General features: G+C 76.1%; 27 protein-coding genes. 14 read left to right on the plus strand and 13 right to left on the minus strand.

Annotated features, from left to right (window positions below):
- Window positions 1-40: 40 nt before the first annotated feature.
- Window positions 41-1,144: a calcium:cation antiporter gene (locus ABD345_RS26750; RefSeq protein WP_344555422.1), complete on the minus strand. Its 1,104-nt coding sequence runs from the start codon at window positions 1,142-1,144 to the stop codon at window positions 41-43.
- 86 nt (window positions 1,145-1,230) lie between these two features.
- Between ABD345_RS26750 and ABD345_RS26755 the strand changes: the two genes are divergently transcribed.
- Window positions 1,231-2,079 (plus strand): polysaccharide deacetylase family protein, encoded by an 849-nt coding sequence (locus ABD345_RS26755; RefSeq protein WP_344555424.1) that lies wholly within the window; start codon window positions 1,231-1,233, stop codon window positions 2,077-2,079.
- A 3-nt stretch (window positions 2,080-2,082) separates the two neighbouring features.
- On the opposite strand, the gene ABD345_RS26760 is transcribed toward ABD345_RS26755, so the two are convergent.
- The 5 genes from ABD345_RS26760 to ABD345_RS26780 form a co-directional block, all read right to left on the minus strand.
- Window positions 2,083-3,120: a serine hydrolase domain-containing protein gene (locus ABD345_RS26760; RefSeq protein ID WP_344555426.1), complete on the minus strand. Its 1,038-nt coding sequence runs from the start codon at window positions 3,118-3,120 to the stop codon at window positions 2,083-2,085.
- Complete coding sequence (locus ABD345_RS26765) at window positions 3,117-4,046, minus strand: DUF6895 family protein (protein WP_344555427.1); 930 nt, start codon at window positions 4,044-4,046, stop codon at window positions 3,117-3,119. The genes ABD345_RS26760 and ABD345_RS26765 overlap by 4 nt, the downstream gene beginning before the upstream one ends.
- A gap of 73 nt (window positions 4,047-4,119) precedes the next feature.
- Window positions 4,120-4,833, minus strand: a complete 714-nt coding sequence (locus ABD345_RS26770) for a hypothetical protein (protein ID WP_344555429.1) — start codon at window positions 4,831-4,833, stop codon at window positions 4,120-4,122.
- Between the two features lie 74 nt (window positions 4,834-4,907).
- Complete coding sequence (locus tag ABD345_RS26775) at window positions 4,908-5,117, minus strand: hypothetical protein (RefSeq protein ID WP_344555431.1); 210 nt, start codon at window positions 5,115-5,117, stop codon at window positions 4,908-4,910.
- A 97-nt stretch (window positions 5,118-5,214) separates the two neighbouring features.
- Window positions 5,215-6,492 carry an MFS transporter gene (locus ABD345_RS26780; protein ID WP_344555433.1) on the minus strand — a complete coding sequence of 426 codons (1,278 nt, stop codon included), beginning with the start codon at window positions 6,490-6,492 and terminating at the stop codon, window positions 5,215-5,217.
- A gap of 86 nt (window positions 6,493-6,578) precedes the next feature.
- Here ABD345_RS26780 and ABD345_RS26785 point away from each other — a divergent pair, with 86 nt between their 5' ends.
- Entirely contained in the window at window positions 6,579-7,478 is a 900-nt protein-coding gene (locus ABD345_RS26785) for a winged helix-turn-helix transcriptional regulator (protein ID WP_344555435.1), read from the plus strand.
- On the opposite strand, the gene ABD345_RS26790 is transcribed toward ABD345_RS26785, so the two are convergent.
- A complete protein-coding gene (locus ABD345_RS26790) occupies window positions 7,400-8,041 on the minus strand; it encodes a DUF6629 family protein (protein ID WP_344555437.1) in 642 nt (213 codons plus the stop codon). The two genes, ABD345_RS26785 and ABD345_RS26790, sit on opposite strands and share 79 nt — an antisense overlap.
- 27 nt (window positions 8,042-8,068) lie before the next feature.
- Entirely contained in the window at window positions 8,069-8,458 is a 390-nt protein-coding gene (locus ABD345_RS26795; protein WP_344555440.1) for a VOC family protein, read from the minus strand.
- A gap of 58 nt (window positions 8,459-8,516) precedes the next feature.
- On the opposite strand from ABD345_RS26795, the gene ABD345_RS26800 reads away from it, so the two are divergent.
- Window positions 8,517-8,966 carry a MarR family winged helix-turn-helix transcriptional regulator gene (locus tag ABD345_RS26800; RefSeq protein WP_344555442.1) on the plus strand — a complete coding sequence of 150 codons (450 nt, stop codon included), beginning with the start codon at window positions 8,517-8,519 and terminating at the stop codon, window positions 8,964-8,966.
- A 75-nt stretch (window positions 8,967-9,041) separates the two neighbouring features.
- Here ABD345_RS26800 and ABD345_RS26805 read toward each other — a convergent pair whose 3' ends face one another.
- Window positions 9,042-9,722 (minus strand): TetR/AcrR family transcriptional regulator, encoded by a 681-nt coding sequence (locus tag ABD345_RS26805; RefSeq protein ID WP_344555507.1) that lies wholly within the window; start codon window positions 9,720-9,722, stop codon window positions 9,042-9,044.
- Window positions 9,723-9,885: 163 nt separating this feature from the next.
- On the opposite strand from ABD345_RS26805, the gene ABD345_RS26810 reads away from it, so the two are divergent.
- The 3 genes from ABD345_RS26810 (at window position 9,886) to ABD345_RS26820 (ending at window position 12,960) form a co-directional block, all read left to right on the plus strand.
- Entirely contained in the window at window positions 9,886-11,355 is a 1,470-nt protein-coding gene (locus ABD345_RS26810; protein WP_344555444.1) for an MFS transporter, read from the plus strand.
- A 150-nt stretch (window positions 11,356-11,505) separates the two neighbouring features.
- Window positions 11,506-12,162, plus strand: coding sequence for an NADPH-dependent F420 reductase (locus ABD345_RS26815; RefSeq protein ID WP_344555446.1), 657 nt, complete (start codon window positions 11,506-11,508; stop codon window positions 12,160-12,162).
- A gap of 48 nt (window positions 12,163-12,210) precedes the next feature.
- Window positions 12,211-12,960, plus strand: a complete 750-nt coding sequence (locus tag ABD345_RS26820; protein WP_344555448.1) for a PIG-L deacetylase family protein — start codon at window positions 12,211-12,213, stop codon at window positions 12,958-12,960.
- Window positions 12,961-13,004: 44 nt separating this feature from the next.
- Here ABD345_RS26820 and ABD345_RS26825 read toward each other — a convergent pair whose 3' ends face one another.
- From ABD345_RS26825 to ABD345_RS26835, 3 genes are all read right to left on the minus strand, one after another.
- Window positions 13,005-13,763, minus strand: coding sequence for a DedA family protein (locus tag ABD345_RS26825; protein WP_344555450.1), 759 nt, complete (start codon window positions 13,761-13,763; stop codon window positions 13,005-13,007).
- Window positions 13,764-13,804: 41 nt separating this feature from the next.
- Window positions 13,805-14,005 carry a DUF1918 domain-containing protein gene (locus tag ABD345_RS26830; protein WP_285740487.1) on the minus strand — a complete coding sequence of 67 codons (201 nt, stop codon included), beginning with the start codon at window positions 14,003-14,005 and terminating at the stop codon, window positions 13,805-13,807.
- Between the two features lie 110 nt (window positions 14,006-14,115).
- A complete protein-coding gene (locus ABD345_RS26835; RefSeq protein ID WP_344555454.1) occupies window positions 14,116-14,805 on the minus strand; it encodes a TetR/AcrR family transcriptional regulator in 690 nt (229 codons plus the stop codon).
- Window positions 14,806-14,876: 71 nt separating this feature from the next.
- Here ABD345_RS26835 and ABD345_RS26840 point away from each other — a divergent pair, with 71 nt between their 5' ends.
- Entirely contained in the window at window positions 14,877-15,629 is a 753-nt protein-coding gene (locus ABD345_RS26840) for an adenosylcobinamide amidohydrolase (RefSeq protein ID WP_344555456.1), read from the plus strand.
- Between the two features lie 7 nt (window positions 15,630-15,636).
- On the opposite strand, the gene ABD345_RS26845 is transcribed toward ABD345_RS26840, so the two are convergent.
- Entirely contained in the window at window positions 15,637-15,843 is a 207-nt protein-coding gene (locus ABD345_RS26845) for a DUF6011 domain-containing protein (RefSeq protein ID WP_344555458.1), read from the minus strand.
- Window positions 15,844-16,120: 277 nt separating this feature from the next.
- Between ABD345_RS26845 and ABD345_RS26850 the strand changes: the two genes are divergently transcribed.
- Genes ABD345_RS26850 through ABD345_RS26880 form a run of 7 tightly spaced genes read left to right on the plus strand, consistent with a single transcriptional unit; the run spans window position 16,121 to window position 23,177 of the window.
- Window positions 16,121-17,803, plus strand: coding sequence for a purple acid phosphatase family protein (locus ABD345_RS26850; RefSeq protein ID WP_344555460.1), 1,683 nt, complete (start codon window positions 16,121-16,123; stop codon window positions 17,801-17,803).
- A 24-nt stretch (window positions 17,804-17,827) separates the two neighbouring features.
- On the plus strand, window positions 17,828-18,991 hold the full coding sequence (wecB, locus tag ABD345_RS26855; protein ID WP_344555462.1) for a non-hydrolyzing UDP-N-acetylglucosamine 2-epimerase: 1,164 nt from the start codon (window positions 17,828-17,830) through the stop codon (window positions 18,989-18,991).
- On the plus strand, window positions 18,991-19,635 hold the full coding sequence (locus ABD345_RS26860) for a PIG-L deacetylase family protein (protein ID WP_344555464.1): 645 nt from the start codon (window positions 18,991-18,993) through the stop codon (window positions 19,633-19,635). The genes wecB and ABD345_RS26860 overlap by 1 nt, the downstream gene beginning before the upstream one ends.
- On the plus strand, window positions 19,632-20,318 hold the full coding sequence (locus ABD345_RS26865; RefSeq protein WP_344555468.1) for an HAD family hydrolase: 687 nt from the start codon (window positions 19,632-19,634) through the stop codon (window positions 20,316-20,318). Before ABD345_RS26860 ends, ABD345_RS26865 begins: the two co-directional genes overlap by 4 nt.
- Complete coding sequence (locus tag ABD345_RS26870) at window positions 20,315-21,616, plus strand: glycosyltransferase family 2 protein (protein WP_344555469.1); 1,302 nt, start codon at window positions 20,315-20,317, stop codon at window positions 21,614-21,616. The genes ABD345_RS26865 and ABD345_RS26870 overlap by 4 nt, the downstream gene beginning before the upstream one ends.
- 17 nt (window positions 21,617-21,633) lie before the next feature.
- Entirely contained in the window at window positions 21,634-22,185 is a 552-nt protein-coding gene (locus tag ABD345_RS26875; protein ID WP_344555470.1) for a hypothetical protein, read from the plus strand.
- On the plus strand, window positions 22,182-23,177 hold the full coding sequence (locus tag ABD345_RS26880) for an ATP-grasp domain-containing protein (protein WP_344555471.1): 996 nt from the start codon (window positions 22,182-22,184) through the stop codon (window positions 23,175-23,177). Before ABD345_RS26875 ends, ABD345_RS26880 begins: the two co-directional genes overlap by 4 nt.
- The last annotated feature ends 145 nt before the right edge of the window (window positions 23,178-23,322 follow it).

Here is a 23,322-nt window from a genome sequence, read left to right on the forward strand (position 1 = left end):
GGAGCACGACCCGGGAGGGCGGCGCGGGCCGCTCCCCGGGTCAGGGGCTGACCGCGAGGACCAGGTACGCGCCGAGGATCGCCAGGTGGACGCCGCCCTGCAGCGGGGTGGCGCGCTTGGGGATGACGGTCAGGGTTCCGACGGCGACGGTTAGCGCGAGCAGGACCATGTGGTTGGCGCCCAGGCCGAGTTCGAGCGGGCCGGACAGCCAGGTGGAGGCGATCGCCACCGCCGGGATGGTCAGGCCGATCGAGGCCAGCGCGGAGCCGAGGGCCAGGTTGAGGCTGATCTGCACCCGGTTGCGGACCGCGGCCCGGACCGCGGCGATCGACTCCGGCAGCAGCACCAGCAGGGCGATCACCACGCCCACCACCGCGTTGGGCAGGTCGGCGGCGGCCACGCCGCGCTCGATGGTCGGGGAGACGCCCTTGGCCAGGCCGACCACCGAGACCAGGGCGACCGACAGCAGGGCGACGCTGACCAGCGTCTCCTTCATGGTCGGCGGCTCGGAGTGCTCGTCCATCGGGTCGACCACCTCACCCGCCGGGGTGACCGGCAGGAAGTAGTCCCGGTGGCGGACCGTCAGGGTCGAGACGAACAGGCCGTAGATGACGATCGAGGCGGTCGCGGCGAACACCAGCTGGGTGGTGGAGAACCGCGGCCCCGGCTCGGACGTGGTGAAGGTCGGCAGCACCAGGCTCAGCGTCGCCAGGGTGGCGATCGCGCCGAACGCCGCGCCGGTGCCCTCCGCGTTGAACACCGCGACCCGGTACTTCAGGGCGCCGACCAGGATGGACAGGCCGAGGATCCCGTTGCAGGTGATCATCACGGCGGCGAACACGGTGTCCCGGGCCAGCCCGGCGCTCTTGTCCCCGCCGTCCGCCATCAGCGTGACGATCAGCGCCACCTCGATGATCGTGACGGCCACCGCCAGCACCAGCGAGCCGTACGGTTCGCCGACCCGGTGCGCGATCAGTTCCGCGTGGTGCACGGCGGCCACCACCGACACCGCCAGGAAGCAGGCCACCAGCGTCACCACCGGCCACGGCAGGTCCCGGTGCCAGGTCGCCAGGAGCAGCAGGAACGCCAGCACCGGGGCGACGGTCGTCCACTGCAGGTAGTGCGGTCGAGGGGAGGAAGCCATACGGCCGAGCTTGGCAGATGGCACCGGCCCGGCCCGGAAGTGACACTCGTGGCGGTGGTCCCGGCGCACGGCGAGGAGCTGCGGAGATGGTCGGACGGCGGACGGTAGTGGCGGCGGCGCTCGGACTCGCGGCGGCGGCCTGCGCGGCGCCGCGGCGGGCGGCGCCTCCCGGAGCACCGGCGGGCCCGTCGGCCCCCGCCCCGGCCCCGTCCGGGGCGCCGGACCCGGCCCGGCCGCCCGCGCCGCCGTCCCGGGAGCAGGTGCTGGCCCGCCACGCCGGGCAGCTGCCGCAGCAGTGGGGCACCGACCTGCCGGGCGTGGTGGCGGACGTCCCGGGCGGGGCGCTGGCGCTGACCTTCGACGCCTGCGGCGGCCCGGGCGGGAACGGCTACGACGCCGCGCTGATCGGCACCCTGCGCCGGCTGCGGGTGCCCGCCACGCTGTTCCTCAACTCCCGCTGGGTGGACGCCAACCCGGGCCCGTTCGCGGAACTGGCCGCCGACCCGCTGTTCGAGCTGGGCAACCACGGCACCGCGCACCGCCCGCTGTCGGTGACCGGCCGTTCGGCGTACGGCATCACCGGGACGGCCGATCCGGCCGCCGCGTACCGGGAGGTGGCGGACAACCGGGCGAAGCTGGCCGGGCTGCTCGGGCGGGCACCGGGCTGGTTCCGCTCGGGGACGGCGCACTACGACGAGGTCGCGGTGGCGCTGGTGGGCGAACTCGGCGAGCGGGTCGCCGGGTTCGCGGTGAACGGGGACGGCGGGGCCACCTTCACCCCCGGGCAGGTGGCGGCGACCCTGGCCGCCGCCCCGCCCGGATCGATCGTGATCAGCCACTTCAACCACCCGGACGCCGGAACCGGCGAGGGCTACGCCCGGGCCCTGCCCGCGCTGCTCGACGCGGGGCGGCGCTTCGTCCGGCTGTCCGACTAGGGTCTATGCGCTCCGCCCGGCGGCCCGGAGCACCTCGTAGCCCGCTTGGACGAAGCGTCCGTTCAGGGTCGGGCCGGCGTTGGCGAGGGCGGCGACCGCGACCGGGCCGTCGGGGGAGAAGCCGACGAAGGCGGTGCAGCCCCGGGTGCCGCCGGAGTGGAAGTAGACGTTCCGTCCGGCGGAGCGGCGGCGGTTCCAGACCAGGCAGAGCAGGTCCTCGGAGCCGGGCAGGCGCAGCCGGGGGCGTTGGACGTCGCGCAGGGCGGCGGCGAGTTCGGCGGGGGCGGGGTCGAGGTGGGCGCGCAGGTAGCGCAGCAGGTCGGCGCCGCCGGCCCGGACCGCGCCCGCGGCCGGGAGGGCGGGGATCCGCCAGGGCGGGAGCGGGCGGCCGTGCCGGTGGCCGGTCGCCCGCCGGGGCCCGTCCGGGGCGCAGGTGGTGGCGGTGAGGCCGAGCGGGGACAGGACCCGGTCGGCGAGCAGGTCGCCGTAGGGCAGGCCGGCGCGTTCGGCGAGGGCCCGGCCGAGCAGGCCGACGCCGTAGTTGGAGTAGCGGTAGTGGCGGCCGGGGGCGGTGCGCACGGTGGTCGCGACCAGGGCGGCGGGCAGCCGCTCCTCGCCGAAGGCCGCGTACGGGTTGCTGTTCCAGGCCGGGAGGGCGCTGGCGAGCAGGCCGGGCGGGAGCCGGGGGAGGCCGGAGGTGTGGGTGGCCAGGTGCAGCAGCCGGACCGGGCCGGCCCCGGCGGGGCGGACGGCCGGGGCGGGCCAGTCGGCGGGCAGCAGGTCGTCCACCGGTTCGGTCAGGGAGAGTTCGCCGCGGGCCGCCATCGCGGCGAGCAGCAGGGCGGTGAACGTCTTGCTGACGGAGCCGAGTTCGAAGACGGTGTCCGGGGTGCAGGCGGGCGCGTCCCGCCCCCGGCCGGTCCGGCCGGAGCAGCGGACCTCCGCCCGGTCGCCGGTCAGCACGGCCACCGTGACGGCGGTCGCGGCGGACTCCCGGGCCGCCCGCACCGCCGCCGCGAGCGCGGCCTCCAGCCCGCTCACCCGGCGGCCGTCGCCCGCAGGGCCCGGGCGAGCGTGACGTCGCCGGCCACCACCGCGACGACGGCGGTGTGCTGGTGGTCCAGGAAGACCCGCTCGCGGTCCCCGTCGACCGGGTCGCTGTCGCGCGGCAGCAGCCCGTCCTCGTGCTGGACGGCGGCCAGCGCGTCCCAGCCCTGGCGGCCGGTGGTCGGTTCGCCGCAGCAGGCGTCGACCACCAGCAGTTCCGCGACCAGGTCCCACTGGCCGACCTCGGCCCACACGTCGAGCCAGACCGGCAGCCAGTCCCGGACGTAGTCGCGCATCGGCTCGGGGAGGCCGTCCGGGCGGGCGCCCCAGTCGGTGAGGTGGAAGACGGTGTGGGTGATGTCGTACCCGGTCATCCAGTTCACCGCCCAGGGCTCGGGCCGGGCGCCGAGCCAGGTGCCGAGGGCGAGCGCCTCCCAGTCGGGCCGGTGGTCGAGGCCGACGACCCGGCGGGCGTTGGCGACGCCGAGGCGGCGGTTGGGGCGGATCTCCTCGGCGTGGGCGGCCCGCAGTCGGGCGAGCGAGTCGAGCAGTTCCTCCAGCCGCGGGTGCCGGTAGCCGGCCCGGGCGAAGTGGCCGTAGGTCTCCAGCGGGTCGGTCATGGTGAAGTGGTGCAGCTGGCGCTCGTACAGCAGGTCGCCCTCGCGCAGCTGGGCCCAGCAGCCGTCGAGCAGTTCGCGCGCGGTCCGGGTGTCGGCGGGGCCGCTGACGCCGTCGCGCAGCACGAGGGAGGCGGCGAGGGCGACCTCGCCGAGCGGCTTGTAGGCGTTGTCGGCGTCGGCGAAGTCGATCAGGGTGTTGTCCGGGATCCGGCCGAGGCCGTCGCGGTGCGCGGCGTGCAGCCAGGACAGCGCGCGGGAGCCGAGCCGCTGGGCGGTGCCGAGGACGTGGGTGTCGGTCATGCCGTGCGCCTTCCGGGGCCGGGGGCCGTGCGCGGGTGCGGGCGGCGGGCGGGGACGAGGGGCGGCGTGCCGGTCACGGCGCGGGCCTCCCCCCGCCGGGGGCCGCGAGCAGGCGGTGGGCGATGGCGAGGCCCAGCGCGGTGCGGGCGCTGCCGTCGCCGGCCAGCCGGATCCGGTCGAGCACGGGGGCGACCTCCAGGCGCGGGGCGAGGCCCTCGGCGTCGGTCCAGGCGAGCCAGCGGGCCAGCCGGGCCGCGGTGGTCTGGTCGCGGCGGAGCAGGGCGCGGACGGTGCCGCGGGCGAGGGACAGCGCGTGGGTGCGGGCGCTGTCGTGCACCGGCCCGTCGAGGCCGGGCAGCGCGAGCCCGGACAGCTGGGACATCCGCACCGACCAGGTCTGCCAGCCGCTCTCCCCGGGGGCGGGCGGCGCGGGCGGCATCGGCGCGCCGTCCCCGTACGGGGTGCGGGCGAGGAGCCGTCCGGCGGCCCAGTCCTGCCAGGCGATCACCAGGGCGGCGCCCGCGGACGGGGCGGCGGGGGGCGGGAGGGTGCGGCGGGCCTCGGCGAGCAGGGCGGCGGTGGGGCCGTCGGGTCCGGCGCCGGCCAGCAGCCGGGGGGCGAAGAGGTCCGGGCCGAGGACGCGGGCCGCGGCCAGCAGCGGCCGGTCGGCTCCGGGGGCCTCCGGGGGCGGGGCGGCGTCGTCGTGGAGGGCGTCGAGGGTGCGGCGCGCCAGGTGCTCGACGGCGGCGGCGTACTCGTCGCGCAGCGGGGTCTCGGCGAACGGCATGGCGGGGGCTCCTCCTGGTGCGGGGCCGGGCCGGTCCGCGGGGGCGGACCGGCCCGGTCGTCAGGCCGTCCCGGTCACCGGGTCGGCTTGGCTTCCTTCGGGGGCTTGGGCGAGAGCAGCAGCCCCAGCACCAGGAGCCCGGCTCCCACCGCCTCGGGCGAGTACGTGGGCGCGTCGGACACGGCGGCCTCGTCCTCCACCATCAGGCTCGCCAACGCGGCGGCTTCGGTCGACGTCGCCGTGCGTGACGGCGGCGCCGTTTCGGTCCGGAACTGAGTAAGCATCAGGTGTGCCTCCTCGTCTGGATTTCATCGCCCGTTCGGGTGACGCCCCCCTTTCGACGGTACGAGCACGAACGGACCTTTGCACCCGCAGCGGGGTTCAGGCGGCGAGGTCGGTCAGGTCGCGGGCGCCGCGCAGCCGGGAGGAGAGCAGCAGGACGGGGGAGAGCACGGTCAGCGCGCAGGCCAGGGCGAGCGCGGTGCGCGGGCCCCAGAACGAGGCGGCGCCGCCCGCGGCCAGCGCGCCGACCGGGATGGCGCCCCAGGAGACGAAGCGGACGGTGGCCATCACCCGGGGCAGCAGCGCGGCCGGGGTGGTGGTCTGCCGGTAGGTGCGGGTCAGGATGCTGAGCACCACCACGGAGGCGCCGAACCCGGCGTTGCCGAGCGCGAACAGCAGCAGGCCGGCGCCGCCGGGGGCCAGCGCCATCAGCGGGGCGGTCAGCACGCCGAACAGCGAGCCGATGACCAGGGTGCGGGCGGTGCCGAAGCGGGCCGCCAGTCGGGGGGTGAACGCCGCGCCGACCAGGCTGCCGGCGCCCTCGGCGGCCATCAGCACGCCGACCAGCCCGGCCGGGGCGTGCACGGCGCGCACCAGGAACACCGGGACCACGGCCATCAGCGCGCCGCAGACGAAGTTGCAGGCGGTCGCCTCGGCCAGGCACGGGCCCACCACCGGGTGCCGGGTCGCGTACCGCCAGCCCTCGCGGATCTGGGCCCGGAAGGACGGCCGGTCGCCGTTCGGCGCGGGGCGCTCGGCGGCGGCCCGGGGCAGGGTGCGCAGCAGCGCGGCCGAGCAGAGGAAGCTGACCGCGTCGGTCACCAGCGCCGTCGCGGCGCCCAGCAGTTGGACCAGCAGGCCGCCGAGCGAGGGCCCGGCGAGCTGGTTGGCCGCGTGGGTGGCGGAGGTCAGGCTGTTGCGGGCGGTGAGCTGCCCGGGCGGCACCACGGCGGGCAGGAAGGTGGAGTTGCCGACGTCGAACACCACGCTCGCGAAGCTGACCACCAGCGCCGCCGCGACCAGGTGCGGCAGGCCGAGCACGCCGAACGCGGCGGCCAGCGGGACGGAGGCGATGGCGGCGGCGCGCAGCAGGTCCATCGCGATCTGGGTGCCGCGCAGCGGCAGGCGCTGCACCAGGACGCCGGCCGGCAGGCCGATCACCAGCCAGGCCACGTACCCGGCGGCGGTGACCAGGCCGACCTGGAAGCCGCTCGCGTGCAGCACGGTGACGGCGGTCAGCGGCAGGGCGACGGCGGTGACGGCGTCGCCGAGGCCGCTGACGGTGGTGGCCGTCCAGTAGCGCCAGAAGGAGCTCGCCGGGGCGGTGGCGGGTGCCCGCAGTGGTCGGTCGGTGCTGGTGGTGCCGGTGGTGCTCATGCGGTGTCGTCCCTGGTGGCAGCTAGTGAGTTCCTTTGGGGAACTCACTATAGGCGGTGCGGGTCCGGCAGTGGCAAGGTGGTCGCATGCGCTACACCGACGTCGGCGACACCGACTGCTCCATCGCCCAGGCGCTGTCCGTGGTCGGCGACTGGTGGACCCTGCTGCTGGTGCGCGACCTCGCGGGCGGCACCCACCAGTTCGACGCCCTGCACGAGTCGCTCGGCATCAGCCGCAAGGTGCTCACCGCCCGGCTGCGCGCCCTGGTCGAGGACGGCGTGGTCGAGAAGCGCCTCTACCACGCCCACCCGCCGCGCTACGCCTACCACTTGACCGACAAGGGCTGGGGGCTGCTGCCCGTGCTGGTCGCCCTGCAGGACTGGGGCGGCCGCCACCTGCTCGGCGACGGGACGCTCACCGCCACCGCCCGCCCCGACTCCGCCGAGGCCCGCCGGGTGCACGCCCTGGTCGGCACCCGGATCCCCGAACTCGCCCTGCCCGCCGCCTCGGAGGGCACCCGTCCGCCGCTCACCGACCCGGTCGCCCGCACCCCCTGGACGGTGCTGTACTGCTTCCCCGGCGCCTACGCCCCCGGCAGCCAGGGCTACCCGCCCGGCTGGGACGACATCCCCGGCACCGCCGGCTGCACCCTCGAATCCTGCACCTACCGCGACCGGTCGGACGCCTTCGCCGAGCGCGGCGCCACCGTGCACGGCGTCTCCACCCAGCGCCCCGACCAGCAGGCCGCGTTCGCCGCCCACCAGCGCATCCCGTTCCCGCTGCTCTCGGACGCCGCGCTGCGGCTGGCCGGGGCCCTGCGGCTGCCCACCTTCCGGGCCGGCGGCGCCGACCGGCTCAAGCGGCTCACCCTGGTGGTCGACGCCGCCCGCACCGTGCGCGCGGTGCTCTACCCGGTGCCCGACCCGGGCGGTTCGGTTGCCGAAGTCCTGGCGCTGATCGACCAGTTGAAGTCCGACCAGCGGTAGAGCAGCACCGAGGCGAGGGCGGCCAGCGCGCACCAGGTGGAGACGAACGCCAGCCGCCACAGCAGGCCGCACAGCAGCGCGCCCAGCCCGGCGACCCCGCCCAGCAGCCGCAGGTACCGGTCGCCCGAGCACAGCAGCGCGCCCAGCACCGCCACCAGGTACCCGGCCAGCAGCAGCCCGGGCACCGGCACGCCGACCGCGTACCCCAGGGTGTGGCCGTGCCGGACCACCGCCACCGGGCGGCCGGCCAGCGCGAGCGCCAGCGGCCCGGCCACCGCCGCGCCCAGCAGGGTGAACCACCCGGCGCCGCGGCGGCGGGTCGCGCACCACACCGCGGCCGGGACGTACAGCGGCAGCAGCGGCAGCGCGATCACCGCCCAGGCCGTCCGGGCCCAGGCCCAGCCCGACCAGACGCCCGCCTCCAGCAGCTGGTGCGCGCCCAGCAGCAGCGGCAGCGCGGCCAGCGGCAGCCGCCGGGTCGGCCCGGCGCGCAGCACCGCGCCGACGCCGACCGCCGCCACGACGGCCCCGGCGGCCAGGTCGGCCTCCGCGCTCCAGCACATCCGGCCAGCGTACGAGCCCACGGGCAGTCAGTACGACTGGAACTCGATCAGTCGGCCCTCCGGGTCGCGCAGGTGGGCGGTGCGCGTCTTCTCGCCCCACTCCGGCCGGTCGGTGGGCGGCAGCACCGCCGCGGCCCCGTTGCGGACGGCCAGCTCGTAGGCGGCGTCCACGTCCGGGACCCGGCAGACGAACGCGTCGCCGCCGGGCGGGCCCGGGTCCGCCCCGAGCGTGCGGGCCATCACGGCCCGGTCGAACAGCACCAGCACGGCCTCGGTGCCGACGTCCCAGTGCGCGTACGGGCCCCGCGCGGAGCCCTGGACGCGGTGGGCGCCGAGCAGCGGCGGCAGGACGGCGTCGTAGAAGGCGAAGCAGGCGGGGAAGTCGGCGACGAGCAGGCGGGGGTGCAGTGCGTCCACGGGGGCCTCCAAAACAGTGGGTTCGCACCCACTATAGGGCCGAACCTATGATTGCTCCATGGCCGATCCCACCGAAACCCCGCCCTCGCTCCGCGAACTGACGACCTATCTGCTCTCCCGCACCGGCAAGGACGCCCGCACCCGCCTCGCCGAGAGCCTCGCCGCCGACGGGCTGCGGCTGTACCACCACGCCGCCCTCGCCGCCCTCGCCGACCTCGGCCCGCACACCCAGCGCGAACTCGCCGCGCGCCTGCGCCTGGACCCCAGCGACCTCGCCAAGGCCGCCGACCTGCTCGCCGCCCGCGGCTGGATCGACCGCACCCGCGACCCCGCCGACCGCCGCCGGCTCACCCTCACCCTCACCGCCGCCGGCCGCACCCGGCTCGCCGGCCTCCAGGCCGAGGCCCGCGCCCTCCAGGACGCCTTCCTCGCCCCGCTCGACCCCGCCGAACGCGCCGTCCTGCACGGACTGCTGCTGCGCCTGCACGCCGGCGCGGCGCCGCAGTAGCGCGGCGGCCGGCACCGGCGCGAGCCGAACGGGGGTGGGGACGACGGGCGACGGCGGAACGGACCGCCGGAGGGCTCAGGAACCCTCCGCCGGGGCGTCGGCCCCCGGTGCCCGGCCGGCCTGCAGGCGCAGGCCGGCCAGGGTCAGGTCGAGGGCGGCGAGGAACTGCGCCTTGTCGTCGTGGCCGTCGAACTCGTCGACGACGTCGTGCAGGAACGGGTACTCCCCGGGGTCGAGCGCGCGCCAGACGGTGGCGTAGCGGCCCAGGTACTCCTCGCGCTCCACCAGGCCGTCCACCACCGCCTGCGGCGGCTCCTGGCCCAGGTCGGCGGCGGCGCTGACCACCACGCCGAGCACCGCCGTCACGGCGTGGAAGCGCTGCAGCGGGGTGAGGTCGAGCCGCAGCAGCTGCCGCCCCAGCTCCTCGTAGAGCCGCAGCGAGTTGCCCTCCGCGTCGATGCCGCGCATGAAGCGCGAGCCCAGCCAGGGGCGGTCCACCACCGCCTCGAACAGCGTGACGGCCATCGCGCGCAGCTCGTCCACCGGGTCGCCGGTGCGGGGGTGCCGCTCGAACTCGGCCAGCACCCCGCCGAGCACGTGGTCGACCGCGCGGTCCAGCAGGTCGTCCCGGCCCGACACGTACCAGTAGACGCTGCCGACGCCGGTACCGAGCCGGCTCGCCAGGCCGCGGATGGTCAGGGCGGGCTCGCCCGCCTCGTCCAGCAGTTCCACCGCGGCGCCGAGGACGGCCTCGATGGAGTGCGAGGCGCGCCGGCGCTCCCGGGACGGGCGGTCGGCGGGGCGCTGGCGCGGAGGTGTCATGCCCTTCATCCAACCACATTTGCCAGATTATCGAACGTGGTTCTAGTATCGAACTCGGTTCGATAATGTGTGACACCCGCCCCGAGAGGAGGCCGCCATGAACGGCACCGCAACCACCGCCGCCGCCCCAGCGGCACCGCGCACCTATCCGTCGCTGCGCGCGGCATGGATCCCGATGGCCGCGCTCTGCCTGGCCTTCTTCGTCGAGATGGTCGACAACACGCTGCTGTCCATCGCCCTGCCCACCATCGGCCGCGACCTCGGCAGCGGCACCACCGCGCTGCAGTGGGTCACCGGCGCGTACTCGCTGACCTTCGGCGGCCTGCTGCTGACCGCCGGATCGACGGCCGACCGGCTCGGCCGCCGCCGCGTCCTGCTGGCCGGCCTCGCCGTGTTCGGCCTGCTCAGCCTGGGCGTGGCCCTGGTCACCGGCGCCGGGCAGCTGATCGCCCTGCGGGCCGGCCTGGGCGTCGCCGCCGCCGCGATGGCGCCGATCACCAACTCGCTGGTGTTCCGGCTCTTCGACGACGCGGCGCTGCGGATGCGCGCGATGACCGTGATGATCGTCGTCGGCATGTCCGGCTTCGTCCTCGGCCCGCTGCTCGGCGGCACCGCGCTGGCCCACGTCAAGTGGCAGTGGCTGCTGCTGGTCAACGCCCCGATCGCGCTGATCGCCGCCATCGGCGTGCGCCTCGGCGTCCCCGCCGACCGGCCCGAGGACCTCACCCGCGACCGGCTCGACCTGCCCGGCGCCGTGCTGAGCGTCGCCACCATCGGCCTCGCCTGCTACTCGCTCACCAGCGGCGTCGACCACGGCTGGACCTCCGCCGCCACCATCGGCTCGATCCTCGGCGCCCTGCTGGCAGGTGTGGTGTTCGTCCGGCACGAGCGCCGCACCGCCGCCCCCATGCTCGACCTGAAGCTCTTCACCAGCGGCACCGTCCGGGGCGCCGCCATCGCCCAGATCGGCACCGCCATCGCGATGGCCGCCGTCATGTTCGGCCTGATCCTGCACTTCCAGTACGCCTACGGCTGGAGCCCCGTCAAGGCCGGCCTGGCCAACCTGCCGATCATCGTCACCATGCTCGCCGCCACCCCGCTGTCCGAATGGCTCGCCAAGCGCTTCGGCCACCGCGTCGCCTGCCTGGTCGGCGCCGCCTGCCTGGCCGGCTCCCTGGCCGGCCTCGCCTGGGGCGTCTCGCACGGCTACGCCGTCATCGCGCTCTGCATGGTCGTGATGACCATCGGCCTGCGCACCGTCATGACCATCTGCGCGATCGCCCTGGTCGAGGCCGTGCCGGAGAACCGCACCTCGATCGGCACCGCCCTCAACGACACCGCCCAGGAGGTCGGCAGCAGCGTCGGCACCGCCGTCGTCGGCACCCTGATCGCCGCCCTGGTCACCACCCAGCTGCCCGCCGGCACCTGGGACAGCGGCCTGGTCAGCTCCTTCTTCCACGGCGAGCGGATCACCTACGCCGTGCTGGCGGTCATCGTCGGCCTGGTCACCGCGGGCGGCGCGCTCACCCTCACCGACTCGCACAGCACCGAGGAGCACCCCTCCTAGAGCCCGGCTACCGTGGAGGGGAGAAGGGGCCGCCGGCAGCGGGAGGGGACGGCGGTCCCGCGGAGTTGATCACCCGTCAGGGCGCCCTCTTGTAGGGTGCGTTCGAATCGACGACGAGTCGACGATCTGACGCGGGGACGGAGCAGGCGGATGCGGATCGGAATCATCGGCACCGGAACGGTCGGGCAGACCCTGGGCGGCAAGCTGGTCGCCCTCGGTCACGAGGTCACCCTCGGCTCGCGCAGCAAGGGCAACGCCGCGGCGGAGGACTGGGCGGCCCGCTCCGGCCCGCTCGCCCGCCCGGGGACGTTCGCGGAGGCCGCCGCCTTCGGCGAACTCGTCGTCAACGCCACCGGCGGCACCGTCGCCCTCGCCGCGGTCGAACTCGCCGGGGCGGAGAACCTGGCCGGCAAGACCCTGCTGGACGTCTCCAACCCACTGGTGTTCTCCCCGACCGGCGAGGTCACCCTCGACCCGGTCAACGACGACAGCGTCGGCGAGCGCCTGCAGCGCGCACTGCCCGCCACCCGGGTGGTCAAGGCGCTCAACACCGTCAACTGCGAGGTCATGGTCGACCCCGGCCGGGTCCCCGGCGAGCACCAGCTGTTCGTCGCGGGCGACGACGCCGGGGGCAAGGCCGAGGTGGTCGCCCTGCTCACCGAGTTCGGCTGGCCCGCCGCCGACATCCTCGACCTCGGCGGGATCGACGCCGCCCGCGGCCTGGAGATGCTGATGCCGTTCTGGCTGCGGCTGATGCGCCACTACGGCCACGCCGACTTCAACTACGCCATCCGCACCGCGCGCTGACCCCGCCCGGCAGCCGGGGGGCGGGGCCCGAACGAAAGGCAGCACACCATGAGCGACCGCACCGACCGGGCCCCGCTCCCGTACCAGCCGCTCGACGAGGACTGGGACACCGCGCTCGCCGTCGTCGCCCACCCGGACGACATGGAGTACGGCGCGGCCGCCGCCGTCGCCCGCTGGACCGGCCAGGGCAAGCGGATCAGCTACCTGATGGTCACCAGCGGCGAAGCGGGCATCGACGGCACGGAGCCGGAGCTGTGCCGCCCCGTCCGCGAACGCGAACAGGTCGAGTCCGCCCGGATCGTCGGCGTCGACACCGTCGAGTTCCTCGGCCACCCCGACGGCACCGTCGAGTACGGGCTGCCGCTGCGCCGCGACCTGGCCCGGGCGATCCGCCGGCACCGCCCCGACATCGTCATCACCACCAACTTCCGCGACACCTACGGCGGCGTCCTCCCCAACCAGGCCGACCACATCGCCGTCGGCCGGGCCGCCCTCGACGCGGTGCGCGACGCCGGGAACCGCTGGGTCTTCCGCGAGCTCACCGCCGAGGGCCACCAGCCCTGGAACGGCGTCCGCCAGCTCTGGGCCGCCGGGTCCCCCGACGGGCTGCACGCCGCCGACACCACCGACACCTTCGCGGCCGGCGTCGCCTCGCTGGAGGCCCACCGCGCCTACCTCGACGGCCTCGGCGGCGACATGGCCAACGCCGCCGAGTTCCTGGAGGGCATGGGCCGGGCCGCCGGGGCCCGGCTCGGCACCCGCTTCGCGGCCGCCTTCGAGGTGGTGAACTTCCGCTGACCGGCGCCCGGCCCGCCGGGGCCCGGACCGGCTGCCCCGGACCCTCAGGGCCGGCCGTTCCCGTCGGTGTCGGGGTCGGCGTCGGCATCCGTGTGGGCGTCGCTGCCGGTGCCGGGGTCGGGGTCGGGGTCGGCGCCGTCCGGGTCGGCCTGGTGCGGGATGCGGCCGGCGGCGGCGTCCCGGGGCGGGCGCCGGCGGCGGCGCAGCCAGGTGCGGGCGACCAGCAGCAGGACCAGGACGGCCAGCACCGCGAACAGCAGGACCTGGTAGCGGACGGCCTGCCGGTAGAGGGCGTCGATGTTGCTGCCCGCGAAGTAGCCGACCGCCGTCCACACGCCCGCCCACAGCGCCGCGCCCAGCGCGTTGGCCGGCAGGAAGCGGCGCCAGGGCATCTCGGTGGTGCCCGCGATCAGCCCGTTGGTCTGGCGCAGCACGTCGACGAACCGGGCGCCGGTGACCACCAGCGCGCCGCGGCGGCGGAAGAAGGACTCGGCGCGCTCCATCCGCTCGGGGGTGAGGCGGACGTACCGGCCCCAGCGGTGGACGACGGCCAGGCCGCCGGTGCGGCCCAGCACGTACGCGAGGGTGTTGCCTGCGGTCGAGGCCAGGAAGGCGACCAGCAGCAGCACCGGCAGCGAGAGCTGCCCGGCGCCCGCGTACACCGCGGCCAGCACCAGGATGGTCTGGCCGGGCACCGGGACCACGCAGCTGTCGAGGAACACCAGCACCCCGACCGCCAGGTAGCCGTAGTCGTCGAGCAGCGGGGCGAGGTGGGCCAGCGGGCCGGGCAGGGGCGGCGACAAGGTCGGGCACTCCTCCTACCGGGCCCGGCGGGGCCCGGGGGTCAGCGCTGCTCCTCGCCGAGGCGGTGCTCGACGACGCAGTCGGGGCCGGGGTAGACGAGTCCGGCGTGGCCGTCCTCGAAGCGGACCAGGTACGGCGGTTCGCCGTCGGTGCCGCGCACCTCGACGATCTCACCCCTGCGGTCGGTCATGCCGACCGACCTGCTGTACATGTGGACGTGGTCACCCACCGTGGCTTGCATCGGACACTCCCGCGGGCGGACGGACAGGGCACTGAGCTTCCCCCTCCACTGTGCGGCGGGCACCCGGACGGCGCAAAGGCGGGCGGCGCGGCGGCGGGCGGCGGGCGCGCTCAGGGCGGGGGCGCGGGCGGGGCGTCGGCCAGGTAGCCGTGCAGCAGCCGCTTGCACTCGGCGATCAGCACCGGGTCGCCCGCCGGGTCGGCCCGGAAGGCCAGCTTGAGCACCGCGTCCGCGCACTCCATCGCCACCCGCAGCACCAGCGCGTACCCGGGGGCCGCGAACAGTTCGCCGCCGATCGTGCGCAGCCGGGCGGCGACCGCCGCGTTGTTGTCCAGTTCGGCGTCGAGCAGGTGCAGGTCGTCGACCTCGGCGGGGACGGCGTCGACCAGGCCGAAGTCCAGGTGCCCGAAGCCCGTCACGGCGCGCTTCATCGCCACGAACTCGTCCACCGCGTGGTCGGCGAAGGCGGCCGGGCCCGGCGCGCCCGGACCGGCGGCGACCCGGCGGGCCAGGCCGTCCAGGAAGCGGGCCAGGTTGCGTTCGGCGAGGGCGGCCAGCAGGCCCTCCTTGCCCGCGAAGAACTGGTAGAGGGTGCCGATCGGCACCTCGGCGCGCAGCGCCACCTCCTTGGTGGTCAGCCCGGCCGGGCCCACCTCGTCCAGCAGCCCCGCGCAGGCGTCCAGCAGCCGCTCGTACCGCTCCTGGCTGCGCTGCTGCACCGGTCGGCGGCGGGCCCCGGCGGCCGGGGCGGCCGGCGCGCGGGAGGCGGGGGCGGCGGACGCGGCGCGCTGCGGGGTCATGGCGCCACTCTGCCGCATCCGGTCGGACCGGGGCGAATCCCGACCGGACCGGTGTGGTTGGGTGGCGGACCATGAACGAGCAGCAGGTGGTCAGGGTCCAGCGGGCGGGGCGGATCGAGGACGGGGCCTGCCGGCACCTGCTGGTCTGGCGGGCCGGTCCGGGCTGGCGGATGGCCGGTTCGGGCGTCCTCGGCGGCGGGCTCGGCGAACGCCACTGGGTGCTCAACGCGCAGGTGCGGGCCGGGTACGGGCGGATGGACCCGGCCGAGCACCTGGCCGAACTCGCCGCCGCGCAGGGCCTGTCCGGGCCCGGCACGGGACTGATGACGGCCGCCGAGGTGGACGCCTGCACCTGGGCCGAGGACGGCGGCGCCACCGCCGTGGTCACCACCGGCATCGGCGTCCCGACCTGGGCCGCCGCGCCCGACCTCCCGTCCGGGTACGTGCCCGGCACCATCAACATCCTGGCGGTCGTCCCCGCGCCGGTCTCCGACGCCGGGCTGGTCAACCTGCTCACCACCGCCACCGAGGCCAAGGTCCAGGCCCTGCTGGAGGCCGGGTACGACTGCTCCGGCACCCCCTCCGACGCGCTCTGCGTCGCCGTCCGCACCGCCCTCCCGGGCCGGGACCCCGAGCCGTTCGGCGGCCCCCGCTCGCCGTGGGGCTCCCGGCTGGCCCGGGCCGTCCACCGCGCCGTGCTGGCCGGGGCCCGCGCCGACCGGGAGCGCCGGGCCGGGTGGGACGGTCCGCCGACCCACCCGGCGACGCTGCCGGGCTGCGCGTGCGGGGACGTGCTGACGGCCGGGACGATGGCGGTGGCCTGACGCGCCCTCAGGTGCCCGGCAGCCGGTCCTGGTCGATGGCGTAGACCCGGGTCGGGGCGGGGGCGTCGGCGCAGTGGCGGCCGAGCTCCTCCCAGCGGGACTCCGGGTTGCGCAGCGGGCGGTGGCAGCGGCGGCAGCGGACCACGGGGGCCGGGCGGCGCTCGACGGCCGTGCCGGGGATCGGGGGTTCGCTGCTGCGGGGCTGGTCGCTCACCGTCCCAGTTCACCACCGGGCGGTAGCGGCCGCGACAGGGGGGTGCCCGGCCGGGCCCGGTGAGCGGCCGGCCGGGCTCGGCGAGCGGCCGGTCGGGCCCGGTGAGTGCCCAGGGACCTCCAGCTTTCGTCCAGGCGATCTTCACCGGTCCGTCCGGTCGGATCGTACGACTGTTCACCGGTTGTCTGCGGGCGAGTCATCTCCGGGGATGAACCTCCATCAGGCGAAGGCGAGGTTCCGCTTCCGCACCACCAGAGACCAGCTAAGGGGAAATCCCGTGGACCTTCCCGGCTTCCGGGTGTCGCGCCGCCGGGCCGACGAGATGACCATCGCCGAGCAGTACGAGTACTGGCAGGACGTCCGCAGGGGCCTGTCGCGGCGCAGCGTGCTGCGGGCCGGCATCTTCGGTGCCGCGGCCGCCGCCGCCGGGCCGATGCTGCTCAGCCGCACCGCGTACGCCGACACGCCCGGCTCGGCCGTGGTGCCGTTCGGCCGGCACCTGGCGTTCGGCAACGACCCGGCCACCCAGATGCGGGTGGGCTGGCAGGTGCCGTCCGCCGTCGCCAACCCCGTCCTGCGGGTGGGCACTTCGCCCACCGACCTGAGCCAGACCGTGCAGGCCGAGATCCGCAACCTGCACAGCGACTACGGCACCGGCGCCCCGCTGGAGCAGTACTACGGGCACGCCGCGCTCGACAAGCTCTCGCCGGACACCACCTACTACTACGCGGTGGGCCACGACGGCCTGGAGGCCGCGTCCGGCCCGGTGAACTCCTTCACCACCGGCCCCGCGGGCAGCGGCTCCGCGCTGAAGCCGTTCACCTTCACCGCGATGGGCGACCAGGGCGCCAGCAGCCAGGCCGCGCTGGAGAACGCGCAGATCACCGCGCAGAACCCGGTCTTCCACCTGCTCGCCGGCGACATCTGCTACGCCGACTCCAGCGGCCAGGGCAAGTTGACCGACAGCTACAACCCCGGGGTGTGGGACAGCTACCTGAAGCAGATCGAGCCGGTCGCCCGGTCCGTGCCGTGGATGGTCGCCACCGGCAACCACGACATGGAGTCCTGGTACTCGCCCAACGGCTACGGCGGCCACGCCAAGCGCCTGGACCTGCCCACCAGCGGCCCCACCGGCTGCCCCAGCGTGTACGCCTTCACCTACGGCAACGTCGCGGTGCTGTCGCTGGACGCCAACGACGTCTCCTACGAGATCCCCGCCAACCGCGGCTACTCGGGCGGCGCCCAGACCAGCTGGCTGGAGAAGACCCTCGCCGACCTGCGGGCCACCCCGACGATCGACTTCGTCATCGTCTTCTTCCACCACTGCGCCTACGCGGTGACCACCAACCACGTCTCCGACGGCGGCGTCCGGGAGAAGTGGGCCCCGCTGTTCGACACGTACGCGGTCGACCTGGTCATCAACGGCCACAACCACATGTACGAGCGCACCGACCCGATCCGCGGCGGCAAGCCGACCCGCACCGCGGCCGTCGGCGACAGCGTCGACCCCGTCACCGACGGCACCACGTACATCGTGGCGGGCGGCGGCGGCGCCAGCCTGTACAGCCTGCCCGCGAACGGCGCGGAGAGCTACGCGGGCAACGTCAAGGACGTCTCCGGCGTCACCGCCGGGTACTTCGGCTCCGGCGGCAAGGTCACCGAGGCGGTCGACTGGTCCCGGGTGCGCTACCGCGGGCACAACCTGCTCGCCGTGGACGTCAAGCCCGCCGCCCCCGGCGGCACCGCCACGCTCACCGTGCGCGGCATCTCGGTGGAGGGCGCCAAGGCCGGCACCGAGATCGACCGGATCACCATCACCCGCACCGCCGCCACCGTCGACACCCCCGCCTTCGGCTCCGGCGCGCTGCTCGCCGGCGCCGCGCTCGCGGCCGGCGCCGGGTACGCGGGCTACGCCGCCTGGCAGAAGCACCGCAGTGGCCTCGACCTCCCCGTCGCCTGACGGATCGGACCGGCTGACCAACCGATGAACGCCGCACACCGGCGGACCCCGGCCGGGACCACCCGTCCCGGCCGGGCCCCGCAGCTCACCGTCTTCGCCGGCACCCGCCCCGAGATCGTCAAACTCGCCCCCGTCGTGCACGCCCTGCGCACCGCCGGGGCCGGCGTCCGGGTGATCGCCACCGGCCAGCACCACGACCGGCGGATGGCCGGAACCTTCTTCGCCGACCTCGGCGTCCCGCCCGACACCGCCTGGGAACTGACCGGCGACGAACCCGCCCGCACCGGCGGCCTGCTCGCCCACGCGCTCGCCCACTTCGCCGCCGGGCCCCGGCCCGACCTGGCGATCGTCCAGGGCGACACCTGGACGGTGCCGCTGGTCGCCCTCGCCGCCCGGCGGCACGGCGTCCCCGTCGCGCACGTCGAGGCCGGGCTGCGCTCGCACAACCCGCTCTCGCCCGAGGAGAGCAACCGCACCGTCGCCGCCGACCTCGCCACCCTGCACTTCGCCCCCACCGAGGGCGCCCGCGCCAACCTGCTGCGCGAGGGCGTCCCCGCCGCCGCCGTGCACGTGGTCGGCAACACCGTGCTCGACGTGCTGCGGACGTCGGGGGTCCGGGCCGTGCCGGTCGGGCGGCGGCGCGGCGTGCTGGTCACCGCGCACCGGCCCGGCACCGTCGACGCGTACCAGCGGCTGGCCGCGCTGACGGCCACCGTCCGCGCACTGGCCGACCGGCACGGCCCGGTGGTGTTCCCGCTGCACCCGCGCACCGCCGACCGGCTGGACGCGCACGGGCTCCGAACGGCCCTGGAACACCCGGGAGTCGAGCTGATCGAACCCCAACCGCACCGGCGGATGCTGGAGTTGACCGCCTCCTCGGCGCTGGTCGCCACCGACTCCGGCGGACTCCAGGAGGAGGCCGGCTGGTTCGGCGTCCCCGCCGTGGTGCTGCGCGAGAGCACGCCCCGGCCCGAGGGCGTCGCGCTCGGTCAGGCCGCACTCGTCGGCCTCGACCCCGCACGGGCGCTCGCCGCCGCCCGGCGGCTGCTCGACCCCGCCGAACAGCACCGGATCGCCGAACTCCCCTGCCCCTACGGGGACGGGCGCACCGGCGAGCGGATCGCCGAACTGGTCGTCGAGGCGTACCGGGCCGACCGGCTCGCGCTGCGCGAACCCGGGGAGGGCTGATGCGGATCCTCGCCATCGGATCGCACCCCGACGACATCGAACTCGGCTGCGGCGCAACGCTGTTGAAGGCTCGGGAGGAGGGCGCCCGGCTCGCCCTGCTGGTGCTCACCGACGGGCGGCTCGGCCCCGGCGACCCCGAACTCCGCGACCGCGAACAGCAGGCTGCCGCCCGGCAGTTGGGGGCCGAGCTGTACCGCGGCGGCTTTCGCGACGGCGAGTTGACGCACGACGCCGCACTCACCCGGCGGATCGAGGACGTCCTCGCCGACTTCCGGCCCGACCTGGTCCTCACCCACGCCCCCGCCGACTCCCACCAGGACCACCGGGCCGCCGCCCGGGCCACCGTCGCCGCCGCCCGCACCCACCCCCACCTGCTGCACTACGAAGGCCCCACCACCTTGGACTTCCAGCCCACCGTCTACAGCGACGTCACCGGACACGTCCCCGGCAAGCTCGCCCTGCTGCGCCACCACCTCTCCCAGGTGGTCGGCTCCCGCCGGGTCGACCTCGACGCGCTCGCCGCCCAGGCCCGCTTCCGCGGCTTCCAGGGCCGCCTGGAGGCCGCCGAGGCGTTCACCGCCACCCGCAGCCTGCTCAGCCTGGGCGTCGGCGCGGTCACCGTGCCCCGCCAGGTGACGGCATGAGGGCGCGGCCGCGCTGCCGGGGCGTCCTGCTGGACCTGGACGACACGCTCTACCCGCAGGCCGCCTTCCTCGCCGCCGCCTGGGACGCGGTCGCCGCCGCCGGGCCGGCCCCGCTGCGCGCGCCGCTGCGGGCCGCCCTGGACGAGGTGTGCGCGCAGGGCAGCGACCGGGGACGGATCGTCGACCGGGCGCTGGAGCGGCTCCAGATCGCGGACCGGGAGCTGGCCGCGGAACTGGTCGGCGTCTTCCGGGCGTTCCGGCCGGCGCTGCTCGACCCCCACCCCGGCGTCGCCGAACGGCTGGCCCGGCTCGCCGGAGCCGTCCCGCTGGTGGTGCTCACCGACGGCAACCCGCCGCAGCAGCGCGCCAAGCTCGCCGCCACCGGCCTCGCGCCGCTGCTGCCGCAGGTGGTGTGCACCGACGAACTGCCCGGCGGCCGGGCCGCCCGCAAACCCGCCCCCGACGGCTTCCGGCGCGCCCTGGAACTGCTCGGCCGCGCCCCCGGCGAGGTGCTGATGGTCGGCGACCGGCCGGACAAGGACGTCGCCGGAGCGGCCCGGCTGGGCATCCCGGTGATCCGGGTCCGGCAGGGCGAGTACCGCCAACAGGCCGACACCGGAGCCGAGTCGGCCTCCCTCGCGACCGCCGCCGAGGCGCTCGACCTCGTGCTGGAGGCGCTGTGAGGAGGCCCTGGCGGCTGCTGCCCGCGCTGGCGGCGGCCGGAGTGCTCTGCTGGCGCCCGGTGTGGGCGCACCACGCGCTCGCCGCGCTGCTCGCCGCCGTGTTCGGCCTCTACCTGCTGCGGCACCTGGTGCTGCTCGCCGGAGCGCTGCACGCCCGCACCGAACCGGCCACCGGGGCCGGGGAGTTGCCGAGCGTGACGGTGCTGGTGCCGTGCCACGACGAGGCGAAGGTCGTCGACGGGCTGACCCGGGCGCTGGCCGCCCTCGACTACCCGGCCGACCGGCTCGACGTGGTGTTCGTCGACGACCGCTCCGCCGACGACACCGGCGACCGGCTGGAGCGCGCCGCCGCCGGGCACCCCAACTGGCGGGTGCTGCGCCGCGCCGCGGACGCCGCCGGCGGGAAGTCCGCCGCGCTGAACGAGGCGCTGGAGCTGGTCCGCGGCGAGATCACCGTGGTCTTCGACGCCGACCACCAGCCCGAACCCGGTTGCCTGCGCGCCCTGGTGCGGGTCTTCGACGACCCCGGCACCGCCGCCGCGCAGGGCCGCTGCGTGGTCCGCAACCCCGGCGACAGCCTGATCGCCCGGCTGGTCGCCGTCGACTACCTGTGCGGCTACCTGGTCAACATGGCCGGGCGGCGCAGCGCCTTCGGCCTGCCCGCGTACGGCGGCGCCAACTGCGCGGTGCGCACCCCGGTGCTGCGCGCGCTCGGCGGCTGGAACACCGACTCCGTCACCGAGGACACCGACCTGACCGTCCGGGTCTGGCTCGCCGGGCACCGGGTCGGCTACGCCGAGGACGCCGTCGACACCGAACTCGCCGTCACCACGCTGCGCGGCTACTGGCGCCAGCGCTACCGCTGGGCGCGCGGCCACCAGCAGGTCTGCGCCGACCACCGGGGCGCGCTGCTGCGCTCCCGCCACCTGGGCCCGGCCGGCAAGGCGGAGGCGCTGATGTTCCTGTACCTGTACCACGTGCCGGTGCTGTGCGCGGTGGCGCTGCTGCTGGCGGGCGTCGAGGCGTCCTGGCCCGGGCTGGCGCTGACCGTGCCGCTGTGGCCGCTCGCCCCGCTGATGCTGGCCGGGCCGGTGCTGGAGATCGGCGGCGGCCTGATCCGGGCCGGGACCAGGCGCCGGGAGGTGCTGCTCCTGCTGCTGTTCCCCGCGCTGTTCGTGCTCTCCGTGCTGCTGTGCACCCGGGCCCTGATCGACCGCCGGATCGGCTCCGCGTACTCCTGGGTGAAGACCGAGCGCACCGCGGCGGCGCCCAACGCGGCGATCGGAGCGGGGCTGTGAGGGCGGGAAAGGCGGAGGTGGGAAGGGCGGGCGCGGTGCGGGCGCGGTCGGCCGTCGGACCGGCCCGGCCGGTCGCCCCGCTGCTGCGGGTGCTGGCCGTCGTCGCCGCGACCCTCGCCCTCGGCCACTGGGCGGCCGGGCCGGTCACCCGGGCCGAGGCGGCCGCGACCGCGGCGGCGGCCCGCTGGTGCGGCCTCACGTCGGCCCGCCAACTGCCCGGCACCGACCTGGTGCACGGCTTCCACGGCCACCAGCCGTTCTTCATCCGGATCAGCCCGTCCTGCTCGGCGCTGACCGTGGCGGCGGCCTGCGCGGGCGTGTCGCTGCTGGTCCTCGGCGGGAGCCTGCGCCGGCGGCTGGTCGGCGCGGCGGCCGCGGCGGCGCTGTTCACCGCGGCGAACCTGGCCCGGCTGGTGGCCGTGCTGTGGGTCGGCCAGGACTACGGCATCCCCACGATGGTCGGCTTCCACGACTGGGGCGGGACGCTGTGGTCGTACCTGATGCTGCTGCTCGCGGTGCTGCTGATGGTCGCGCTGCGGATCGAGAGGCGTGCGGGGGAAGCGAGTTGACGACGGACGAGCGGGAGGCGGAGATGACCGTGCGGGTGCTGGTGACCGGGGGCGGCGGTCCGGCCGGGGTGGTGCTGGCCCGGGAGGTCGCGCGGGCCGGGCTGGTGCCGGTGGTCGGCGACGCGGACCCGCAGGGCGCCGGACTGCACCTCGGGTACGAGTCGGTGCCGCTGCCCGCGGCCCGGGAGGCCGGGTTCGCGCGCCGGCTGCTGGCGGCCGCGGTGCACCGGGAGTGCGCCGCCGTGCTGGTGACGGTCGGCGAGGAGCTGGAGCAACTCGCCGGGCGGGAGCGCGAGTTCACCGACCAGGGGATCGCGGCCTGGTTCCCGGGGGAGCGGACCGTCACCGCCTGCCTGGACAAGTGGGCCTTCGCGGGGGCGATCGCCGGGATCCCCGCCCCGGGCACGGCCCTCGGCGGGCCCGGCGCCCTGCCCGGCCCGTGGATCGTCAAGCCGCGCCGCGGCCGGGGCTCGCGCGACGTGCACGCGGTCCACGACCCGGCGGACTTCCCCACCCTGCTGCGGCGCGTCCCGGAGCCGATCGTGCAGACCCTGCTGCCCGGACGGGAGTTCACCGCGGACTGTCTGATCGGCCGGGACGGCACCGTGCACGCCGCCGTCCCGCGCTGGCGCACCCAGGTGCGCGGCGGCATCGCCACCCGGGGCACCACCTTTGCCGACCCGCGGGTGGACGAGCTGGTGGAGCGGCTGACCGGGGCGCTCGGCCTGACCGGACTGGTCAACGTCCAGGGCTTCCTGGCGGCGGACGGCCCGGCCCGGGTGGTGGAGGTCAACCCGCGCTGCTCCGGCGGCCTGCCGATCTCGCTGGCGGCGGGCGCCGACCTGGTCGGCCAGTACCTGCGGCTGCTGCTCGGCGGGGCGGCGGACCCGGCGGCGCTGCGCTACGAGCCGGGGGTGACCACGGTGCGCAGCTTCACCGAGCACCGGGTGCACGGGTTCGGGCCAGATGTGCGGGTGGCCGAAGGGGGTTGAGGGGGGCGTCGGCGCTGGTGGGGGCGGGGAGCGCGGATGGCCCGAACTGTGCGTACATGACCAACACTTGGTTGTCGAATGCACCCATCGCGCCTAGCGTCGTGGCGCCGGCGCGGCCGTACGGGAGACGGCCCCGCCCCCGCCA

The sequence above is a fragment of the Kitasatospora saccharophila genome, assembly GCF_039529925.1.
Taxonomy (GTDB): domain Bacteria; phylum Actinomycetota; class Actinomycetes; order Streptomycetales; family Streptomycetaceae; genus Kitasatospora; species Kitasatospora saccharophila.

Bases quoted from the DNA above. Each gene is read 5' to 3' on its own strand.
- ABD345_RS26750 (WP_344555422.1), bottom strand. From the start codon at position 1,144: ATGGCTTCCTCCCCTCGACCGCACTACCTGCAGTGGACGACCGTCGCC.
- ABD345_RS26755 (WP_344555424.1), top strand. From the start codon at position 1,231: ATGGTCGGACGGCGGACGGTAGTGGCGGCGGCGCTCGGACTCGCGGCG.
- ABD345_RS26765 (WP_344555427.1), bottom strand. From the start codon at position 4,046: ATGACCGACACCCACGTCCTCGGCACCGCCCAGCGGCTCGGCTCCCGC.
- ABD345_RS26770 (WP_344555429.1), bottom strand. From the start codon at position 4,833: ATGCCGTTCGCCGAGACCCCGCTGCGCGACGAGTACGCCGCCGCCGTC.
- ABD345_RS26775 (WP_344555431.1), bottom strand. From the start codon at position 5,117: ATGCTTACTCAGTTCCGGACCGAAACGGCGCCGCCGTCACGCACGGCG.
- ABD345_RS26780 (WP_344555433.1), bottom strand. From the start codon at position 6,492: ATGAGCACCACCGGCACCACCAGCACCGACCGACCACTGCGGGCACCC.
- ABD345_RS26785 (WP_344555435.1), top strand. From the start codon at position 6,579: ATGCGCTACACCGACGTCGGCGACACCGACTGCTCCATCGCCCAGGCG.
- ABD345_RS26790 (WP_344555437.1), bottom strand. From the start codon at position 8,041: ATGTGCTGGAGCGCGGAGGCCGACCTGGCCGCCGGGGCCGTCGTGGCG.
- ABD345_RS26800 (WP_344555442.1), top strand. From the start codon at position 8,517: ATGGCCGATCCCACCGAAACCCCGCCCTCGCTCCGCGAACTGACGACC.
- ABD345_RS26810 (WP_344555444.1), top strand. From the start codon at position 9,886: ATGAACGGCACCGCAACCACCGCCGCCGCCCCAGCGGCACCGCGCACC.
- ABD345_RS26815 (WP_344555446.1), top strand. From the start codon at position 11,506: ATGCGGATCGGAATCATCGGCACCGGAACGGTCGGGCAGACCCTGGGC.
- ABD345_RS26820 (WP_344555448.1), top strand. From the start codon at position 12,211: ATGAGCGACCGCACCGACCGGGCCCCGCTCCCGTACCAGCCGCTCGAC.
- ABD345_RS26830 (WP_285740487.1), bottom strand. From the start codon at position 14,005: ATGCAAGCCACGGTGGGTGACCACGTCCACATGTACAGCAGGTCGGTC.
- ABD345_RS26835 (WP_344555454.1), bottom strand. From the start codon at position 14,805: ATGACCCCGCAGCGCGCCGCGTCCGCCGCCCCCGCCTCCCGCGCGCCG.
- ABD345_RS26840 (WP_344555456.1), top strand. From the start codon at position 14,877: ATGAACGAGCAGCAGGTGGTCAGGGTCCAGCGGGCGGGGCGGATCGAG.
- wecB (WP_344555462.1), top strand. From the start codon at position 17,828: ATGAACGCCGCACACCGGCGGACCCCGGCCGGGACCACCCGTCCCGGC.
- ABD345_RS26860 (WP_344555464.1), top strand. From the start codon at position 18,991: ATGCGGATCCTCGCCATCGGATCGCACCCCGACGACATCGAACTCGGC.
- ABD345_RS26865 (WP_344555468.1), top strand. From the start codon at position 19,632: ATGAGGGCGCGGCCGCGCTGCCGGGGCGTCCTGCTGGACCTGGACGAC.